The 17,417-nt window shown below is 54.1% G+C and carries 13 protein-coding genes and 1 pseudogene; 11 read left to right on the top strand and 3 right to left on the bottom strand.

The window, feature by feature from the left end; translation table 11 throughout:
* Nucleotides 1–121: 121 nt before the first annotated feature.
* From FDX22_RS04580 to FDX22_RS04605, 6 genes and pseudogenes are all read left to right on the top strand, one after another.
* A complete protein-coding gene (locus FDX22_RS04580; protein WP_115258612.1) occupies nucleotides 122–1,027 on the top strand; it encodes a 2-dehydro-3-deoxygalactonokinase in 906 nt (301 codons plus the stop codon).
* The gene (locus FDX22_RS04585) at nucleotides 1,014–1,661 is read left to right on the top strand and encodes a 2-dehydro-3-deoxy-6-phosphogalactonate aldolase (protein ID WP_146716773.1); all 648 of its coding nucleotides are present in this window, start codon (nucleotides 1,014–1,016) and stop codon (nucleotides 1,659–1,661) included. Before FDX22_RS04580 ends, FDX22_RS04585 begins: the two co-directional genes overlap by 14 nt.
* Nucleotides 1,662–1,694: 33 nt before the next feature.
* Nucleotides 1,695–3,065 carry an MFS transporter gene (locus tag FDX22_RS04590; protein ID WP_115258610.1) on the top strand — a complete coding sequence of 457 codons (1,371 nt, stop codon included), beginning with the start codon at nucleotides 1,695–1,697 and terminating at the stop codon, nucleotides 3,063–3,065.
* A complete protein-coding gene (gene ilvD, locus FDX22_RS04595) occupies nucleotides 3,062–4,777 on the top strand; it encodes a dihydroxy-acid dehydratase (RefSeq protein ID WP_146716774.1) in 1,716 nt (571 codons plus the stop codon). Before FDX22_RS04590 ends, ilvD begins: the two co-directional genes overlap by 4 nt.
* Nucleotides 4,774–5,694: pseudogene (locus FDX22_RS04600) on the top strand (dihydrodipicolinate synthase family protein). Before ilvD ends, FDX22_RS04600 begins: the two are co-directional and overlap by 4 nt.
* A 274-nt stretch (nucleotides 5,695–5,968) precedes the next feature.
* Nucleotides 5,969–7,450 carry an APC family permease gene (locus tag FDX22_RS04605; protein WP_096757191.1) on the top strand — a complete coding sequence of 494 codons (1,482 nt, stop codon included), beginning with the start codon at nucleotides 5,969–5,971 and terminating at the stop codon, nucleotides 7,448–7,450.
* Nucleotides 7,451–7,484: 34 nt separating this feature from the next.
* Here the strand turns inward: FDX22_RS04605 and FDX22_RS04610 are convergent, their stop codons facing one another.
* Complete coding sequence (locus tag FDX22_RS04610; RefSeq protein WP_146716775.1) at nucleotides 7,485–8,183, bottom strand: cache domain-containing protein; 699 nt, start codon at nucleotides 8,181–8,183, stop codon at nucleotides 7,485–7,487.
* A 24-nt stretch (nucleotides 8,184–8,207) separates the two neighbouring features.
* Complete coding sequence (locus FDX22_RS04615; protein ID WP_115258605.1) at nucleotides 8,208–8,933, bottom strand: FadR/GntR family transcriptional regulator; 726 nt, start codon at nucleotides 8,931–8,933, stop codon at nucleotides 8,208–8,210.
* Nucleotides 8,934–9,224: 291 nt separating this feature from the next.
* Here FDX22_RS04615 and FDX22_RS04620 point away from each other — a divergent pair, with 291 nt between their 5' ends.
* From FDX22_RS04620 to FDX22_RS04635, 4 genes are all read left to right on the top strand, one after another.
* Entirely contained in the window at nucleotides 9,225–10,652 is a 1,428-nt protein-coding gene (locus FDX22_RS04620; protein WP_146716776.1) for an aminobutyraldehyde dehydrogenase, read from the top strand.
* A gap of 11 nt (nucleotides 10,653–10,663) precedes the next feature.
* A complete protein-coding gene (locus FDX22_RS04625) occupies nucleotides 10,664–11,137 on the top strand; it encodes an ester cyclase (RefSeq protein ID WP_146716777.1) in 474 nt (157 codons plus the stop codon).
* 82 nt (nucleotides 11,138–11,219) lie between these two features.
* Nucleotides 11,220–13,112: an FAD/NAD(P)-binding protein gene (locus tag FDX22_RS04630; protein ID WP_146716778.1), complete on the top strand. Its 1,893-nt coding sequence runs from the start codon at nucleotides 11,220–11,222 to the stop codon at nucleotides 13,110–13,112.
* 3 nt (nucleotides 13,113–13,115) lie between these two features.
* On the top strand, nucleotides 13,116–14,327 hold the full coding sequence (locus FDX22_RS04635) for a cytochrome c (RefSeq protein ID WP_146716779.1): 1,212 nt from the start codon (nucleotides 13,116–13,118) through the stop codon (nucleotides 14,325–14,327).
* A 91-nt stretch (nucleotides 14,328–14,418) separates the two neighbouring features.
* Here FDX22_RS04635 and FDX22_RS04640 read toward each other — a convergent pair whose 3' ends face one another.
* On the bottom strand, nucleotides 14,419–15,894 hold the full coding sequence (locus tag FDX22_RS04640; protein WP_146716780.1) for a PLP-dependent aminotransferase family protein: 1,476 nt from the start codon (nucleotides 15,892–15,894) through the stop codon (nucleotides 14,419–14,421).
* A gap of 107 nt (nucleotides 15,895–16,001) precedes the next feature.
* Between FDX22_RS04640 and puuE the strand changes: the two genes are divergently transcribed.
* Nucleotides 16,002–17,267: a 4-aminobutyrate transaminase gene (gene puuE / locus FDX22_RS04645; RefSeq protein WP_135912111.1), complete on the top strand. Its 1,266-nt coding sequence runs from the start codon at nucleotides 16,002–16,004 to the stop codon at nucleotides 17,265–17,267.
* The last annotated feature ends 150 nt before the right edge of the window (nucleotides 17,268–17,417 follow it).

The raw sequence follows: 17,417 nt of genomic DNA on the forward strand, positions 1-17,417 counted from the left end.
TCATGTCCGTTCAGATTAATAAATATAACGATTTATTGCACTTCTCGATCGCGCTCACAGATCGTTCATATAAAATTAACTACATTCTTGTCATACAAGATTGAGTTATTGAGGTTACAAGATGGCTGGGGCGTGGATTGCGATTGACTGGGGAACGTCTAACTTCCGAGCGTGGTTGATCAACGATAAGGACGTGCTGGATAAGCGCAGCGCCAACTGCGGGCTGCTTCATGTTGGACAAGGTCAGTTTGACGCGACGCTGAAAACGCTGTTAGGCGACTGGCTTACGCATGCCGCGCCGGTCATCGTGATGGCCGGGATGGTCGGCTCACAGCAGGGCTGGCATGACGTGGATTATTGTCCGATCCCAGCCGGGGTCGACAGTTTGATTTCGCGTAGCAAATATTTCATCACCTCATGGGGGAGCGAGGCGTGGATTATTCCGGGACTTCGTCAATCTTCCTCGGGTGAAATACCGGATGTGATGCGCGGTGAAGAGGTCCAGTTGCTCGGGCTGGCTTTACTGGCAGGGCTTGACGATTTTCAGGCGATTTTACCCGGTACGCACAGTAAACACGCTCGGGTCCGGCAGCGGCAGGTCACCGATTTTTCAACCTACATGACCGGTGAGTTGTACCACCTGCTGCTCGCGCATTCGCTGCTCGGACGCGCACTACCGGAAGCCGTTGAGGATGAGTCTGCTTTTTTGCGCGGCGTGAACGTTGCCCGTCGGGACCAGCCGTTAAGCCAACTGCTTTTTTCTGCCCGAACGCTGCGGCTTTCGGGAGAATTGCCTGCTTCCTCGGTAGGCGACTATCTCTCCGGCTTATTAATGGGGGCGGAGTTTACTACGGACTACTCCGGGCAAATCTGGCTTGTGGGCAGCGCGGCATTGACGCGTCGCTATCAGCTTGCCGCGACCGTGTGTGGGGTTCAGACACGCTGCATTGATGGCGATCGCTGTTTTATCGCCGGGATGCAGTCTCTTCAACATCAATTAACAGAGAAACGTAATGGACAGTTTTGATTTTGCCACGCTGTGGCAGAAAACGCCGCTGCCGATGATCGCCATTCTGCGCGGCCTGACGCCGGAGGATGCGCCTGAAATTGGTGATGCACTGCTTGAGGCGGGATTCACCTGGTTGGAGGTTCCGCTAAATTCACCACGAGCGCTCGATTCGATCACGCTGCTACGTGAACGCGCTGGCGCGCATGCTATCGTCGGGGCGGGTACCGTGTTGACGCCTGAACAGGTCGACAATGTCGTGGAGGCGGGCGGGCAGATGATTATCTCGCCAAATATGAACACGTCAGTGATCCACCGCAGCCGGGAACGTGGCGTCATCAGCTTACCGGGTGTGACGACACCGAGCGAAGCATTTATGGCGCTGGAGGCCGGAGCCAGTGGGCTGAAGTTTTATCCGGCGGAAATGATCTCCCCGGAGATACTGCGGGCGATCTGCGTGGTGCTGCCACCTCATATTGTTTGCATGCCGGTTGGCGGCGTTTCCGCCGAGGCGCAGCAGCTGAGACGCTGGTGCATGGGCGGTGCAAAAGGCTTTGGCTGCGGCGGCGGTCTGTACCGTGCGGGCGTAAGTCGTGAACAGGTTCTTCATAACGCACAGGCCTATGCGCAGGCATGGCAACAGGTAAACACCTGATCGTGCATCAATAACCCTTCAAGAGGCTGAAAGATGAATACGCGTACCCTTGATAGCGAAAATAAAAATGCGGTTTATCGTAAAGTGACCCGACGGCTGATCCCGTTTTTAATCCTGTGTTATTTCTTTGCTTACCTTGATCGTGTGAACGTGGGATTTGCCAAACTCCATATGCAGGATGCGCTGAATCTCAGCGATACGGTGTATGGCATTGGCGCGGGCATCTTTTTCATTGGTTACTTTATTTTTGAAGTACCCAGTAACCTGCTGATGCAGCGCTTTGGCCCCCGTTTTTGGATAGCGCGCATTATGGCCAGTTGGGCGGTGCTATCCGCATTAACGATGTTTGTCACCACCCCAACTCAGTTCTATGTCATTCGCTTCCTGCTCGGTGTAGCGGAAGCCGGGTTCTTCCCGGGTATTGTGTACTATTTAACGTTGTGGTTTCCCTCATGGCGCTCGGCGCGCACGCTGGGTCTGTTTATTCTGGTGACTCCGCTCTCGACTATTATCGGCAGCCCGCTGTCAGGGTTGATCCTGAAAATGTTTGAAGGTGTGGGTAATCTGCACAACTGGCAGTGGTTGTTCCTGGTGGAGGCGATCCCCTCATTCCTGCTGGCGTTTGTGGTACTGCGTTATCTCGACAACGATGTGAAATCGGCGACCTGGTTATCGGACCAGGAGAAAGCAGTAATTGAGCAGGATCTGCAAAAAGACCAGTTGGATAAAGACGCCGCCAATGCGGGAATGCCACAACATAGCCTGTCTGCGATGTTGCGTAACCGCTTTGTCTGGCTGCTGGCGGTGATCTTTTTTAGCTTCAACATTGGCTACTACGGGATTAACTTCTGGCTGCCGTCGATCATAAAAAGCTCAGGTGTGCAGGATGATTTAACGATTGGTCTGCTGGCAGCAGTTCCCTATATCTTCGGCGCAGCCTTCATGTTGTGGAACAGTCGTCATTCGGATTTGAAACAGGAGCGTCGCTGGCATATTGCGATCCCGGCAATCGTTGGCGCCATTGGACTGACATTCAGCGCCCTGAATGAAGGTTCAACGTTCTGGATGATGGCGTGGATCTGCGTGGCGATGTCCGGCACGTTATCACTGATTCCCACCTATATCAGCTTGCCTGGGACGCTGCTTTCGGGCACGGCCGCCGCCGCAGGCATCGCATTAGTCAACTCCATCGGTAATCTGGCCGGGTTCTTTGGCCCCACGGTTCTCGGCTGGCTGAAGGACACCACCGGCAGTACCAGCAGTGGATTGTACATTCTGGCGGGATTTCTGGTGCTGTGCGCACCGCTAATTTTCCTCATCCCGGCTCGCCTGGTTAACCCTCGCGATCGAAAAACGGCGGTACAGGCAGAAAACACCGTATTAACCAAAAGAGGTCATATATGAGCAGTTGTGGCAGCGGATGTGGCGGTTGTGGTGGCGAACACTTCAATCCGATCCTCAGTGGTGATGATGGCGCGTTAAAGCGCGCCCTCTACAAATCGATGGGCCACACGGACGAGCAACTTCGCCGTCCGGTGATTGCCGTAGTTAATAGCTACACCAATGCGACGGCGGGGCATGCCAACCTCAATGAGCTGACCGCGCATGTACTGAAAGGGATTGATGAAGCGGGCGGGGTGGGGATGGTATTTGGCACTATCGCCCCCTGCGACGGCATTGCCGAAGGGCATCTCGGCATGCGCTATATTCTGGCGGCGCGTGAAATCATCGCCAGTTCGATAGAAGTGATGATGCGTGCCCACCGCTTTGATGGCATGGTGCTGCTGGGCTCGTGCGACAAAATTGTTCCGGCTATGCTGATGGCGGCGGCGCGACTCGATATTCCGGCGATTCTGCTGAACGGCGGGCCGATGTATCCCGCAGAATATAAAGGCAAACACTGGGACGGCAATATTGTCACCGAGGCCATTGGCTGGAAACGTCGTGGCGAAATTGATGATGCTGAGTTCCGCCATATTGAGGATATTGCGGAGCCGGGACACGGTTCCTGCACCATGTACGGTACCGCCAATACCATGTGCTGTATTGCGGAAGTGCTGGGCATGAGCCTGCCGGGGAGCAGTACGTTGCCCGCTATCTCGGGTGAACGACGGGAGTGCGCCTATGCAACAGGGATGACCGCAGTCGATTTGGTGAAGCGCAGTGTGAACGCCCGTCAGATTATTACGCGCGAATCTATCCTTAATGCGATGACCTATTTATTGGCGACGGGGGGATCAACGAACGCCATTCTGCATCTACAGGCCATTTATTACGAAGCGGAACTGGGCCATCTTCCTCTCTCGGAATTTGACGCCCTCAGTCATCAGGTGCCACTGGTAGCCTCGCTTTATCCTGCATCGGAATACGACATGATCGATTTCTGGGAAGCGGGAGGCGTAGCGGCGGTGGAAAAAGAGATCGTCAATCTGCTCGATCTCACTTGCCTGACGGTGAATGGGCAGACAAAAGGAGAATGGCTGAGAGACGTTCCGGTCACCCGTCGCCCGGAAGTGATTCATACTCTGGCAATCCCGGTGCGAAATGAGTCAGGCGTCGCCGTGCTGCACGGCAATCTTTCGCCGATGGGTTGTGTGGTGAAACCTGCAGCGGTCCCGGATCATTTGATGGTATTCACCGGGCCGGCCGTGGTCTTTAACAGTGAAGACGACGCGGTGGCGACGATCCTCTCGGGCGATATCCAGCCCGGCAGCGTGCTGGTCTTGCGCTATGAAGGACCGAAAGGTGGGCCCGGGATGCCGGAAATGTACAAGCCAATGAAATTCCTCGAAGGGATGAACCTCTCTGATTCCTGCGCGCTGATCACTGACGGGCGTTTTTCAGGCTCGAATCGCGGACTATTCGTGGGGCATATTTCGCCCGAAGCCAGCGATGGCGGTGTACTGGCGTTGGTTGAAAACGGTGACTCCATCAGCATTGATATTCCAAAGCGCGCCTTAACGCTGAATGTGGCCGAGTGCGAGCTGAACGAACGTCAGCAACGTTGCCAACTGGTGCATAAAGAGGTCCCCCGCGGCTTCTTGCGGCTGTATCGTCGCTGGGCGTTACCGGCAGCGCAGGGGGCTGTGCTGGCTGACAGGGAGGACTTTTTATGAGTTCGGTCGATAACATTCGGGGCGTAAATCCCATTGTGGCGATGCCGTTTACGCCGCAAGGTGACGTTGATAGGGTGAGTTTTCGCCGCCTGTTAGCCCATCTTAGTGCCACCGGCGTTAACGGCCTGACGCTGTTTGGCATTGCCAGCGAATTTCCCAAGCTTGACGACAGTGAGCGAGGGCAGCTGGCGGAAACCTTTCTGGCTGAACTGGCGGATAGCCGCGTGTTTCGCGCGATCTCTGTTACTGACCACAGCACCGACCTTGCTGTACGTCGGGCGCGTCGGTATCAGAGTATGGGGGCTGACGCGCTGATGCTTTTGCCACCGTTTTTCCTGCAACCGTCACTTGCGGCCGTTCAGGCGCATATTTCTGCGGTGCTGGAGGCGGTGACTATTCCCGTGATGGTGCAATACGCACCGGGTTAGACCGGATTTCCGGTCACGCCAGCGCAGTTAGCCGAGGTGGCCAAACGCTATCCGCACGCGGTATTTAAGATTGAATGTAATCCGCCGGTGGCGTACACCCGCGAGTTTCTCCTGCATGCACCCGACGCCCACGTACTGAACGGCTACGCCGGTCTGTATATGCTACAAATGCTGGAAGCTCGAGGGAAAGGCGTGATGCCGGGGTGCTCGTTCAGCGAAATTTATGTGCGTATTTATCGTCACTGGCTGGCCGGAGAGCCGCAGCAGGCCGCGCAATTACATGACGCGCTGTTACCCTATATCCAGCGCTGGATGCAGCATTGTGAATACATCATTCAGATTGAAAAAAGGATATTGCTACGTCGGGGGATTATTGCTGATGAGTATTGTCGAAAACCCGGCTGGGCCTTAACGGATGAGGATAGAAATACAGTCGATCGCTTTATTGAACAGTTCGGTTTGTCGGTGTTGTCCGAACCGATAATCTGACATGCACGCCAACGCCGCGCCCCTGAACTGAAACACCGCTCCGGTGCGCGGCGGACCTCGCTAACCACCTCTTTTGTGTCCGTTTTTTAACCCGTCACAACTTGCCAGGATGTTAATAATATGTTTCGCAATCATGCGGCAAGCCTGTTTATTCAGGAACGTGATGCGCGATCATTTTTAACAATATCATGACAAAATCACTATACATATAACTTAATATCTTTTATACATTAATCGTTAACCCCTGTGACTATTCCACAAAAGAGAAAGAGATATGGAACAGATACCTGATAATAAAAACGATAATTTTCAAAAAGATGGCAAAGAGCAGTTCAACCGTTCGATCGGACTTATCTCTAACTTTGCGCTGGGTTTTACCTACCTGTCGCCACTCACCGCCGTGTATTCGCTGTTTGCGCTTGCTGTAACGCTGGCAGGGCCACCGGCGGTATGGTGGATTTTAATCGTCGCCTGTGGGCAGCTTCTGGTTGCGCTGGTGTTTGGCGAAGTGGCGTCTCAGTATCCGATAACCGGAGGGCTGTATCCCTGGGCCAGAAGGTTGTGGGGGAAAAAATATGCGTGGATCGCCGCCTGGATTTACCTGTGGGCGCTGGTGGTGACCATCACCTCAATCGCGGAATACACCTCAACCTTCGTCGAGTCATTATTCCACTATGGTCAGACTCCGGCCACCATGCTGCTGACATCCGTGGTGCTGCTGCTCTTGATGATGGCGGTGAATATGTCCGGGACAAAGAATCTTGCCCGGGTCGCCAAAATTGGTTTCTGGTGTGAGATCGTCAGCGTGATTGCGCTGGGGATTTACCTGCTGATATTCCACCGTTCACAGCCATTCTCGGTGATATTTGATTCAATGGGCGTGCTGGCCCAGGACGGGAGCTACTCCACCGCCTTTATGTCTGCCGCGCTGATGGGCCTGTTTATGTTCTTTGGCTTTGAAGCCTGCGGCAACGTTGCGGAAGAGGTGAAGAACCCAAGCAAAAAAATCCCGATTGCGATGATCCTGAGTATCGTGTTTGGTGCGATCTCGGCCATTATTTCCGTCATGGGGTATCTGCTGGCTTCGCCGAATCTGGTCAGTATTGTCAATGGTAAAACGGCCGATCCGATCCCGGCTATCCTCAATGAGGCCCTGGGGGAAACCGGCGCGACGGTCTTTATCATCGTCGCGATTATCGCCATGCTGTCGTGTATTCTCTCTCTCCAGGCTGCGCTGAGCCGCCTTATCTTTTCTTTCTCCCGTGACAGAATGCTGCCGGGAAGCGAGTGGATGTCCAAAATCTCTAAAAATGGTGTTCCCGATAATGCCATGGTGGTCAGTTGCTTACTGCCGGTGATTATCTGTGTTTGGGTCTATTTCCAGCCCGATAATCTGTCGCGCATTACCGCGTTTGCCGTTATCGGTATCTATATTTCCTTCCAGATGGTCGTGCTGGCAGCGCTGCGCCAGCGCCTGAAAGGCTGGAAACCGGCGGGTGAGTGGACCATCGGTGGTTGGGGGACTCTGGTTAACGTGCTGGCGTTAGCTTACGGGTTATGCGGGATTTGGCTGCTGGCCCAACCCGCTGACAGCAGTGATTTCATCGACCGCTGGACGGTGCTGTTTGGCCTGGCGATTGTGGTGGGTTCGGGGCTTATCTACATGTTCCTGACGCGTCCGTTTGGTCGCTCTGCGGCACCGGAAAATGATGCGATAGCCTACGCAAACAAGCTTAATATGGGGCAGGATAATTAAACAAAGGGCCTTCGGGCCCTTAGAGCCTATCCCCTTAGTGTTGATAGTGGTAAAGAATGAAGTAGTCGCTCTGATACACAATACGGGTATTCGTCGGTGACAGTAATTCTCCCACGCGACAGCGTGGCCAACTGGAGAAGATAATCCGGTTTTCCAGATTGGTCAGAATGACATAGTCAGGTTGGGGGCAGGAGAGCAGTTCTGCCTCGATCTGGCTAACCAGCAGATCGACAGCGGCGACGCCAAGAAACTGGTCATGGTAGTAAACGGGCACCGCCGAGGTCAGTGTGTAAGAAATGTTGCAGATATAGTCGACGTAAGGCCCGTGAATATAGGCTTCACCAGCAGGAGGAGAATGCTTAAACCACTCGAAGGTTCTGAAATCCAGCCGCTGTTGGGTGGCCTGATCTAAATCCAGATGCGCCTGACTCAGACCGTTATCTTTCTTATACCACCACTCCAGCAGCCAATACTCGTTGCGGGTTGGCGTATTCTCAATATGGCTGGCGAATCCGGCACCCGAGCAATAGTGATTGTGATTCAGCGTGTGTTTAATGTGCTGCTGAACAGTGGCTCTCACTGCCGGGTCGAGGACCACCTCTGCCGAGCCTTTTTGTACACCGGCAATCGCCTCGTGGATGCTCCTCGCCAGCGCAACGGTAGACTCTACGGTAGAGACAGTAATATCTTCAATTTTAAGGATTAATGCGCTAAGGGATGTCGAAGAGCTCATGGTCTTTCCTGCCTTCACTGATGGTCAGTTCGCGTTATATTTCAGCTTTTTTTCAATAAGATAATAGGTACAGGTATCGATAATCTGGGTGGCAAACTGCACCGATTCCGTCTCATTATGCGCGGCCAGCGCATCGGCCAGCGCCGAATAGAGCGCAATGATCTCGGCGTGAATAGTGCCAGAACGATAAAGTATAGCGACCAGCGAAGCCCACTCCGCCTGCACCTGCAGCTCCTGATTCGCCAGCCGCGCTGAATGCGAACTGGCGGCGATCGCCAGTAGGCAACGCATATCGGCCTGGGTCATTAATTCGGGTGAATCAGCCTTTCTTAACACCTCAACAAACTCGCGAAATTTAGCGATATCCGCATTGGTCATGCGCCGGGAGGCCAGCCTGGCGCTGTGGCTGATAATGGCGCAATGCATTTCGCCTAAGTCGGAAAGGTAATCGGTGCCAATCGATTTAAACGGATGCAGGACGCTATTTTTGCCATCAATATTTTCGCAAACGAAGCTGCCGCCATTTCGGCCACGAACCGTATGGATAAGATTATTAGCCCGAAGCGTGTTGAGTGCTTCTCTGATGGTGATATGTGAGACGCCCATCATCTTTGCCAGGTCGGTTTCGTTGGGCAGTTGCTCTTTTGGCTCGAGCAATCCCGTAATGATGGCGTTTGAAAGGCGCTGCACAATCTGGTCGGAACGACTGACCTGCCCGATAGGCGCAAATATGACCGCATGAGTAATCATAATCTTTTCTGCACTCAATTCCCTGAAACAACAACCCTTTCTAACACAAGCCTGTCAGGCAAGGAAGGTCAGAATGGTCGCGTTATTTTACCTGCCCATGCACAAAACCGTTGCACAGGCGGATGTGTGTCCCGTTAGCGTCAAATGACGATGAATAACCTTACCGCGAAAATGTAAAATTTAAGTTAAAAATGCGACGTTTATCATACTGTCAATGTTGCGCATTTGAAAAAATTTTACAATATATATATTACATAAGATTCTTTATGTATTAACGGGCAGGAGACAGTCATGAAAACCCTGAAGCATTTTATTAACGGACACTACGTGGCGGGCAGTACCGAAGACGCGTTTGAGCTGGTCAGCCCGGTGGACGGTGAAACATACGCGTTATCGCCCAATGGTGGGGCAGCAGAAGTCGATCTGGCCTACTCGGCCGCCTCTGCCGCGTTCAGTATCTGGAAGAAATCGACGCCCGCACAGCGGCAAAAAGCGCTTCTGGCGCTGGCTGATGAAATCGAACGCAATGTAGAGCGACTGGTTAACGCCCAGAGTCAGGAAACTGGACAGCTGCGCCATTTTATTGAGAAAGAAGAGATCGCGGCCTCCTGCGACGCTATTCGATTTTTTGCCGGTGCCGCGCGCTGCCTTGAAGGGAAGGCTGCCGGTGAATATTCTGCCGGGTTCACCTCAACCATTCGTCGCGAACCGCTGGGTATTGTGGGGCAAGTCACGCCGTGGAATTACCCGTTTATGATGGCGGTGTGGAAGATAGCCCCTGCGCTGGCGGCAGGCAATACGGTGGTGCTTAAACCGAGTGACACCACGCCGGTCAGCACGCTGCTGCTGGCTGAGCTGGCCGCGCCGCTGTTCCCGAAAGGGGCGTTTAATGTGGTATTAGGGAAAGCCAAAACCGGTTCGCTGGTGGTGTCGAACCCGACGGCCTCACTGGTTTCGATTACTGGCTCGGTACGTGCGGGTCTACAGGTGGCCGCGTCGGCGGCGGCAAACCTGACCAAAGCCCATTTGGAGTTGGGCGGTAAAGCGCCCGCCGTGGTATTTGCCGACGCGAATATCGACAGGGCGATTGAGACGATCGCTACCGCCGGCTTTTTCAATGCCGGGCAAGATTGTACTGCCGCCACGCGAATTCTCGTCGAGCAGTCCGTTTATGCTGAGTTTTTGGAAAAATTGATCCAGAAAACAAAAAGCATCAAATTTGGTCCCCCGCAGGATAGGGATGCGCTATATGGCGCGTTGAATAGCCGGAACCAACTGGAGCAGGTGCAAGGTTTTATTGCGCGTCTGCCTGCGCATGCAAAAATTGAAACGGGTGGCAGAGCAGGGCCCGGACCGGGCTTCTACTTTGAGCCAACCATCATCTCCGGTCTGCATCAGCACGACGAAGCCATTCAACATGAAGTGTTTGGTCCGGTAATGGCGATTCAGTCCTTTTCGACTGACGAAGACGCGTTGCACAAAGCCAATGATGTGGAATACGGCCTGGCCGCAAGCGTCTGGACCGGTAACCACGGCCGCGCACAGCGTTTTTGCATTGACCTCGATTTTGGCACGGTGTGGATCAACAACCATATTCCACTGTGTGCGGAAATGCCGCACGGCGGGTTCAAGAAATCCGGCTACGGTAAAGATCTCTCCTCTTATTCACTCGATGAGTACACCCGAGTGAAACATATCATGTGCGATATTTCTGAATAGCGGGTAATACGATGAAAACATTAAAAATAGCTGCGCTGTCGCTGGTGATGTTCTCGGAGTTTAGTCTGGCAGACAGCTCCCCGCTGAACACCGTAAAAGCGTATATGGCGGCCTGGAATGCGCATAACGCGCCGCTCGCAGCGCAGTATCTGGCCGACGACGCGGTCTATTACGATGCCGCCGCCGGGGAGCCGATAACTGGCAGGGAAAAAGCCGAGAAAGAGGTGATTGGAGCATTCATTAAGGCGGTCCCGGATCTGAACTGGAAAATGGTCGGCAAACCCGTCTATGACGAAGATACCGTGGCATTTCGTTGGGAGTTCTCGGGTAAAAATAGCGGCGAATGGGCAGGAAGTCCGCCGACAAATAATCCGATCAAATTTGAAGGCGTCAGCTATATTCATGTTAAGGCAGGAAAAATCACCTGGCAGGGTGATTATTATGATTCTAAAAAACTGGATGAAGAACTCAAGCCAGTGAAGTAGTCGGTGGTCCCCCTTGTGAGAGGGGGACCCTCTCATTTGTGCTGTGTTTAGGGCAGTGTGTGCGTGGCAAAAGGACAAGTTAATGGCAATTACCCGACGTGATTTTCTCAACGGTGTGGCGGTCACCATCGCCGCGGGGCTGACCCCTCTGGATATGGTCAGAGCGGCAGGAAAAGAACATGAATTTATCGATGGAAGTTATTACCCTCCCAGCCTGACGGGGCTGCGTGGTAACCATCCGGGCTCGTTTGAAATGGCTCACGCGCTGGGCCGGGAACAGAAAAAATTTGATTTAACGGCGCTTCCGGTCGAGGAAGAGTACGACCTGGTGGTGGTTGGTGGCGGCATTAGCGGGCTGGCGGCCGGATGTTTCTGGCGGCAACTTGTCGGGCAAAACAGCAAGGTTCTGATCCTCGACAACCATGATGATTTTGGCGGCCACGCCAAACGTAACGAATTTAGCACAGCCGGAAAAAAACTGATCGGCTATGGCGGCAGTGAGTCGTTTCAGTCGCCAGCGCATAATTTCAGCCCGGACGTACAAAAGCTGATGGAAACACTCGGCGTGAGCGCCACCAAGCTCAAAGAGAGTTTTGACGTCAACTTCTATCCAGACTGGCAGCTCAGTCGCGGTGTCTTTTTCGACAAAAAGAATTTTGGCGAGACCAAAATTGTCAGCGGCGATCCGGGACGCGCGGTTTCTGACGATATTCCACCGTACCGGCTCAACGGTCGTAAGATTGAAGACTTTATCAATGATTTTCCGTTGAGTGAGAGCGACCGAAAAGCGCTTATCGATCTGCATGTACGCCCTGGCGACTACCTTCCGGGCATGACGGTCGAGGAGAAAAGTAGCTGGCTGGATACCCACAGCTACAGTGAATTTCTGGCCACGAAAGTCGGTTTAAGCAAAATGGCACTGCTCTATTTCCAGCAGCGCTCCAACGATTTCTTTGCTATCGGTATTGAGGGCATTTCCTGTAGCGATGCCCGGGCATGCGCCTTACCGGGCATGGAAGCGTTAGGTCTGCCGCCGCTGGACGGCGAGTCACTGGCCGACCTCGAAGAGCCGTATGTTTATCACTTCCCCGATGGCAACGCGGGACTGGCACGAATAATGGTCAGATATATGCTCCCGGATGCCTTGCCGGGGACCACCATGGAGGATTCCGTCCTCGCCAGATTGCATTACGAAAAGCTGGATCTGCCGGAAAATACCACGCGTTTGCGCCTCAACAGTAGCGTGATTAATGCGGCCAACGTGCCGGGCGGCGTGGCCGTAACCTATCTGCGTGACGGCAAATTGCATCGTGTGCACGCAAAAAACGCCATCATGGCGGGTTATAATATGATGATCCCGTACCTGGTGCCGGAAATGCCGAAACAACAGCAGGCAGACCTCAAGCTGAACGTAAAGGCGCCGCTGGTGTACACCAACGTAGTGGTGAAAAACTGGCAGGCGTTTAAGCAACTCGGCGTACACGAGTTTTATTCCCCGGCTGCGCCGTACAGTCGCATTAAGCTCGACTATCCAGTCAGCATTGGCGGCTATCAGCACCCGGCGACCCCGGACGATCCGATGGTGATTCATATGGTCTATGTGCCAACCTATCCGGGCAGTAACTTACCGGCGAGAGAACAATTCCGACTGGGACGGGCCTATCTGCTGGGGACCACGTTTGCTGCGCATGAAGAGATGATCCGTGGCCAGTTGCAGGAGATGTTTGGCTCGACAGGCTTTGACAATCAACGTGATATCGCGGCTATTACGGTTAACCGCTGGGCACATGGCTATGCCTATTACGCCAACCCGCTGTTCGACGACATGGATGAAATGGAGAAGGTTGTTGAGCGGGCACGCCAACCCATCGGCCGAATTGCGATCGCTAACTCTGATGCCGACTGGAGCGCGTATGCACATGCGGCGATCGATCAGGCATTGCGGGCGGTTAACGAACTCAAGGGTATGAGGTGATCTATGCGTAATGTAACCGTTCTTGTCGCCTGTTTGTTTAGCGCGACGGTTTCCGCCGCGGACTCTCACGGTGAGTACATCGCCAGAATTTCAGACTGTGTAGCCTGTCACACCGCTGAGGGTGGGGACGCGATGGCAGGGGGCAAAAAGTTTCCCACGCCGGTCGGTGATATTTTCTCGACAAATATCACGCCGGACAAAACCCACGGCATCGGTAACTATTCCTACGAGGATTTTGAAAAAGCGGTGCGTCAGGGCATTGCCAAAGATGGCCATCCGCTTTACCCGGCCATGCCATATCCGTCTTACGCAAAGCTCTCCGACGAAGATGTCCAGGCGCTGTATCGCTACTTTATGCATGATGTCACGCCGTCTGCGACAGCAAATAAAGAGAATGAGATCCCCTGGCTGATTTCAGCCCGCTGGCCGCTGCATATCTGGAACTGGCTCTTTACCGACGCTCCTGCAACGGCTGCGGTAGGTAGCAACAGTACCGATGCCAGTGCCGCGCGGATCCAGCGCGGAGCTTATCTGGTTGAAGGACCCGGCCACTGTGGCTCCTGCCATACCCCGAGGGGAATGGCGATGAATGAGAAAGCCTATACTAATGCCGATGCGCAGTACCTGAGCGGGGCGATGATTGACGGCTGGTATGCGCCGTCCCTTCGGGGCACCGGGATGTCTGAGCAGGAGTTAACGTCGCTGTTACTGACCGGTAAAAGCAAGCATGCTGCGGTTTCGGGTTCAATGGCTGAAGTCGTCAGTGAGAGTACGCAATACCTGACGGATGAAGATGCTGCAGCGATTGCACAGTATCTGCGGAGCCTGAAAAACGCCAAACCGGAGCCGACACGAGCGGGCACCACCACGGCGTCCTGGTCGAATTCACCGCAGGCGGGAAAAGTGGTCTACAACCGTTATTGCTCGACCTGTCACGGTCAGGAAGGCAAGGGCACGGATAACAACGCGCCGTCACTTATCCACAATCCGCTGGTGATGGTTGACGATCCGACTCCGCTGTTCAGGGTGATTTCGCAGGGCGCGGAAACGCCGACCACGCGGGGCAACGTGTCGTTTAAGATGCCAGCGTATAACGGATTGCTGACCGAAGTTGAGATGCGCGATGTGATCAACTATGTACGAAAAAGTTGGGGTGAAGGCAATGGCGAGGTCAGTCAGGAGGAGCTTGCCGGACTTAAACCAGCTACACACTAAGCGTTATGCCTGATGGCGCTGCGCTTATCCGACCTATAAAAACCTTATTGTAGGTCGGATAAGACGCGTTAGTGACGCCATCCGGCAACGTTTATCCTACGTTTGCCTTGATAATGCCCGCCAGCCGGGAAAACGCCGCGGCCATCTCATGTTCTTCAATACTGGCAAAACCCAGCAACAGACCGCTGCGTTTCTCTTCGTTGACGTAGTAACGTGACAGCGGTCGTACCAATAACCCCTGCGTATTCGCCAGCTGTGCAATCATGCTGTCGTCGGCATGGGCTGGCAATTGTAATATCAGATGCAGCCCGGCGTTACTGTTGAACGGTCCCAGATAATCCTCTCCGAGTTGCGTGGCGATCAGGTCCACCAGTGTCTGACGACGGCGGCTGTACAGTTGGCGCATTTTACGGATATGCGCGGCGTAGTAGCCTTCGCGGATAAACTCTGCCAGCGCGGCCTGAATCAAAAGGTGTCCGCCGCGATAGAGGTCGTTATGCACTTTCTTCAGCGGTGCAGCGAGCGGTTTGGGCAGCACAACATACCCGAGTCGGAGGGCAGGATAGAGCGTTTTACTGAATGTGCCGATGTAGATAACTGGACTTTCTTCCTCCAGTCCTTGCAGTGAAGGAATAGGCTGCCCCGAAAAGCGAAACTCGCTGTCGTAGTCATCTTCCACGATCCAACTGCGTGTTTCACGTGCGCGAAACAGTAACTGCCGTCGCCGGCTCAGGCTCATCACCGACCCCAGCGGATACTGATGTGACGGTGTCACAAAAATCAGCTTCGGGGACACCGCTGACGACACTGGCGGTACCATGCCCTGTTCATCAACCGCCATCGCCGAGAAGTTAACCGCGTTGATGCGCAGAATATTTTTGATTCCCCAATAGCCTGGCTCTTCAATCCAGGCGTTATCGCCAGGGTTACACAGGGTGCGGGTCACCAGATCCAACGCCTGGTGAATGCCTTCGGTGATCAGTATCTGTTCAGGAGCACACCTGACGCCGCGCGCGGTACGCAAATAGTCCGCCAGCGTTTCTTTTAGTTCACCGTCGCCACCCGCCGCATCATAGGTGAGAAACTCCGGGCGCAGGCGTCTTGCCAGCCGGTCCTGAATTTTTTTAAGCGTGCGGTGGGGGAAATGTTGCACATCCGGAACGCCAGGAATAAACGCCCCCCACTGGCGCGGGCTGGCGCTGGCATTACCGAGCAGCTCCAGGCAGCGGGCGGACAGGCTGGCGCGGTCTTCCTGTGCGGGGGGGGCGTTTTTTTTATCGGGCCGTTGCGCGAGGTTGTCCAGCACGCTGTCGGTGACAAACGTGCCGCTGCTGGTGCGTGCAGAAATATACCCTTCGGCCTGCAGTTGCTCATACACTCGCAGGACGGTATTGCGCGATAACGCCAGTTCGCCCGCCAGATCGCGCGAAGGTGGCATACGGGTGGCGGGTTTCAAGCTGCCTTCAAGAATGCAGCTGCAGATGGCGGCATACAAACGCCGGTGCAGTTTCTCGTCGGTTTGCTGGCTAAATGCATGCTTGATCACATCTCCGGCAAGTGAACGCATTTGGATCCTTAAAATAAAACGATTTGGCTCTCGATTAAAGTACCAGATGGCGTCTAGATTTAAAGGGTAATTCAACCCTGAATGTGTTTATGAACAAGGTGTAGAGAATGAATAATAAAAACCTGCAACAACGTCGTCTGGATGCAACCCCGCGTGGCGTGGGCGTAATGTGTGACTTTTTCGCCCAGTCGGCAGAAAACAGCACCATTACCGATATCGAAGGCAATCAATATATTGATTTTGCTGCCGGGATTGCCGTCCTGAATACTGGACACCGTCATCCTCGTATGGTGCAGGCGGTTGAAGCGCAACTTCAAGCCTTTACCCACACGGCCTATCAGATTGTCCCGTACGAAAGCTACGTCTCGCTGGCGGAGAAAATCAATGCGGCCGCGCCGATTGACGGTTTGCGTAAAACCACGTTCTTTACCACCGGCGCAGAAGCTGTCGAAAACGCGGTTAAAATTGCCCGCGCACACACCGGCCGTCCCGGCGTGATCGCGTTTGGCGGGGGATTTCATGGCCGTACCTATATGACGATGGCGCTGACCGGCAAGGTCGCACCGTATAAAAAAGGCTTCGGGCCGTTCCCGGGATCGGTTTACCACGCACCGTATCCTTCTGAGTTGCAGGGCATCACCACCGCAGATTCGATAAAAGCCATCGAGCGTCTGTTTAAAGCTGATATCGACGCCAGCCAGGTCGCAGCGATTATCTTCGAACCCGTCCAGGGTGAAGGGGGCTTTGTGGTGGCCCCACCTGAATTCGTTGCCGCTATTCGTCGCATCTGCGATGAGCACGGTATTGTGATGATTGCCGATGAAGTCCAGAGTGGTTTTGCCCGCACCGGCGAGCTTTTTGCCATGGACCATTACGCCCACAAAGCCGATCTGATGACCATGGCGAAAAGCCTGGCGGGCGGTATGCCGCTGTCCGGCGTGGTCGGCAAAGCCGAAATTATGGATGCCCCTGCACCGGGTGGTCTGGGCGGTACCTATGCCGGTAACCCGCTCGCCGTGGCGGCCGCTCACGCGGTGCTTGATATCATTCATGATGAGCAACTGTGCCAGCGAGCAGCAGCGCTGGGTGAACAACTGCGTGCCACGCTGACCGATGCCCGTGCGTGGTGTCCGGAACTTGCCGAAGTGCGTGGGTTAGGATCGATGATTGCCGCTGAGTTTTGTGATGCCAGCACCGGAGAGCCTTCTGCGGCCACGGCGCAACGCGTACAGAAGAAAGCCCTTGAGCAGGGACTGCTGCTGCTTACCTGCGGCCAGTACGGCAACGTGATCCGTTTCCTCTACCCGCTGACCATTCCGCAGGAACAGTTCGTAAAAGCGCTGGAAATTATTAAATCCGTCACTAAATCGTGATAGTGCGCGTATAGCGTCAACCCTGGCCGACGGTGGTACACATCGTCGGCTTTTTTGTTCCTGTCGGTTTCTCAACGTCAATTGATCTTCATCGGTAGAGTTACCTGATTTATTGGAAATGCGTTGCCAGATACCTCGTTATATAATTTA

The sequence above is a fragment of the Citrobacter sp. TBCS-14 genome (assembly GCF_005280805.1).
Classification (GTDB): Bacteria; Pseudomonadota; Gammaproteobacteria; order Enterobacterales; family Enterobacteriaceae; genus Citrobacter; species Citrobacter gillenii.

Bases quoted from the DNA above. Each gene is read 5' to 3' on its own strand.
- FDX22_RS04630 (WP_146716778.1), top strand. From the start codon at position 11,220: ATGGCAATTACCCGACGTGATTTTCTCAACGGTGTGGCGGTCACCATC.
- FDX22_RS04580 (WP_115258612.1), top strand. From the start codon at position 122: ATGGCTGGGGCGTGGATTGCGATTGACTGGGGAACGTCTAACTTCCGA.
- puuE (WP_135912111.1), top strand. From the start codon at position 16,002: ATGAATAATAAAAACCTGCAACAACGTCGTCTGGATGCAACCCCGCGT.
- FDX22_RS04585 (WP_146716773.1), top strand. From the start codon at position 1,014: ATGGACAGTTTTGATTTTGCCACGCTGTGGCAGAAAACGCCGCTGCCG.
- FDX22_RS04640 (WP_146716780.1), bottom strand. From the start codon at position 15,894: ATGCGTTCACTTGCCGGAGATGTGATCAAGCATGCATTTAGCCAGCAA.
- FDX22_RS04590 (WP_115258610.1), top strand. From the start codon at position 1,695: ATGAATACGCGTACCCTTGATAGCGAAAATAAAAATGCGGTTTATCGT.
- FDX22_RS04620 (WP_146716776.1), top strand. From the start codon at position 9,225: ATGAAAACCCTGAAGCATTTTATTAACGGACACTACGTGGCGGGCAGT.
- FDX22_RS04610 (WP_146716775.1), bottom strand. From the start codon at position 8,183: ATGAGCTCTTCGACATCCCTTAGCGCATTAATCCTTAAAATTGAAGAT.
- FDX22_RS04625 (WP_146716777.1), top strand. From the start codon at position 10,664: ATGAAAACATTAAAAATAGCTGCGCTGTCGCTGGTGATGTTCTCGGAG.
- FDX22_RS04605 (WP_096757191.1), top strand. From the start codon at position 5,969: ATGGAACAGATACCTGATAATAAAAACGATAATTTTCAAAAAGATGGC.
- ilvD (WP_146716774.1), top strand. From the start codon at position 3,062: ATGAGCAGTTGTGGCAGCGGATGTGGCGGTTGTGGTGGCGAACACTTC.
- FDX22_RS04635 (WP_146716779.1), top strand. From the start codon at position 13,116: ATGCGTAATGTAACCGTTCTTGTCGCCTGTTTGTTTAGCGCGACGGTT.
- FDX22_RS04615 (WP_115258605.1), bottom strand. From the start codon at position 8,933: ATGATTACTCATGCGGTCATATTTGCGCCTATCGGGCAGGTCAGTCGT.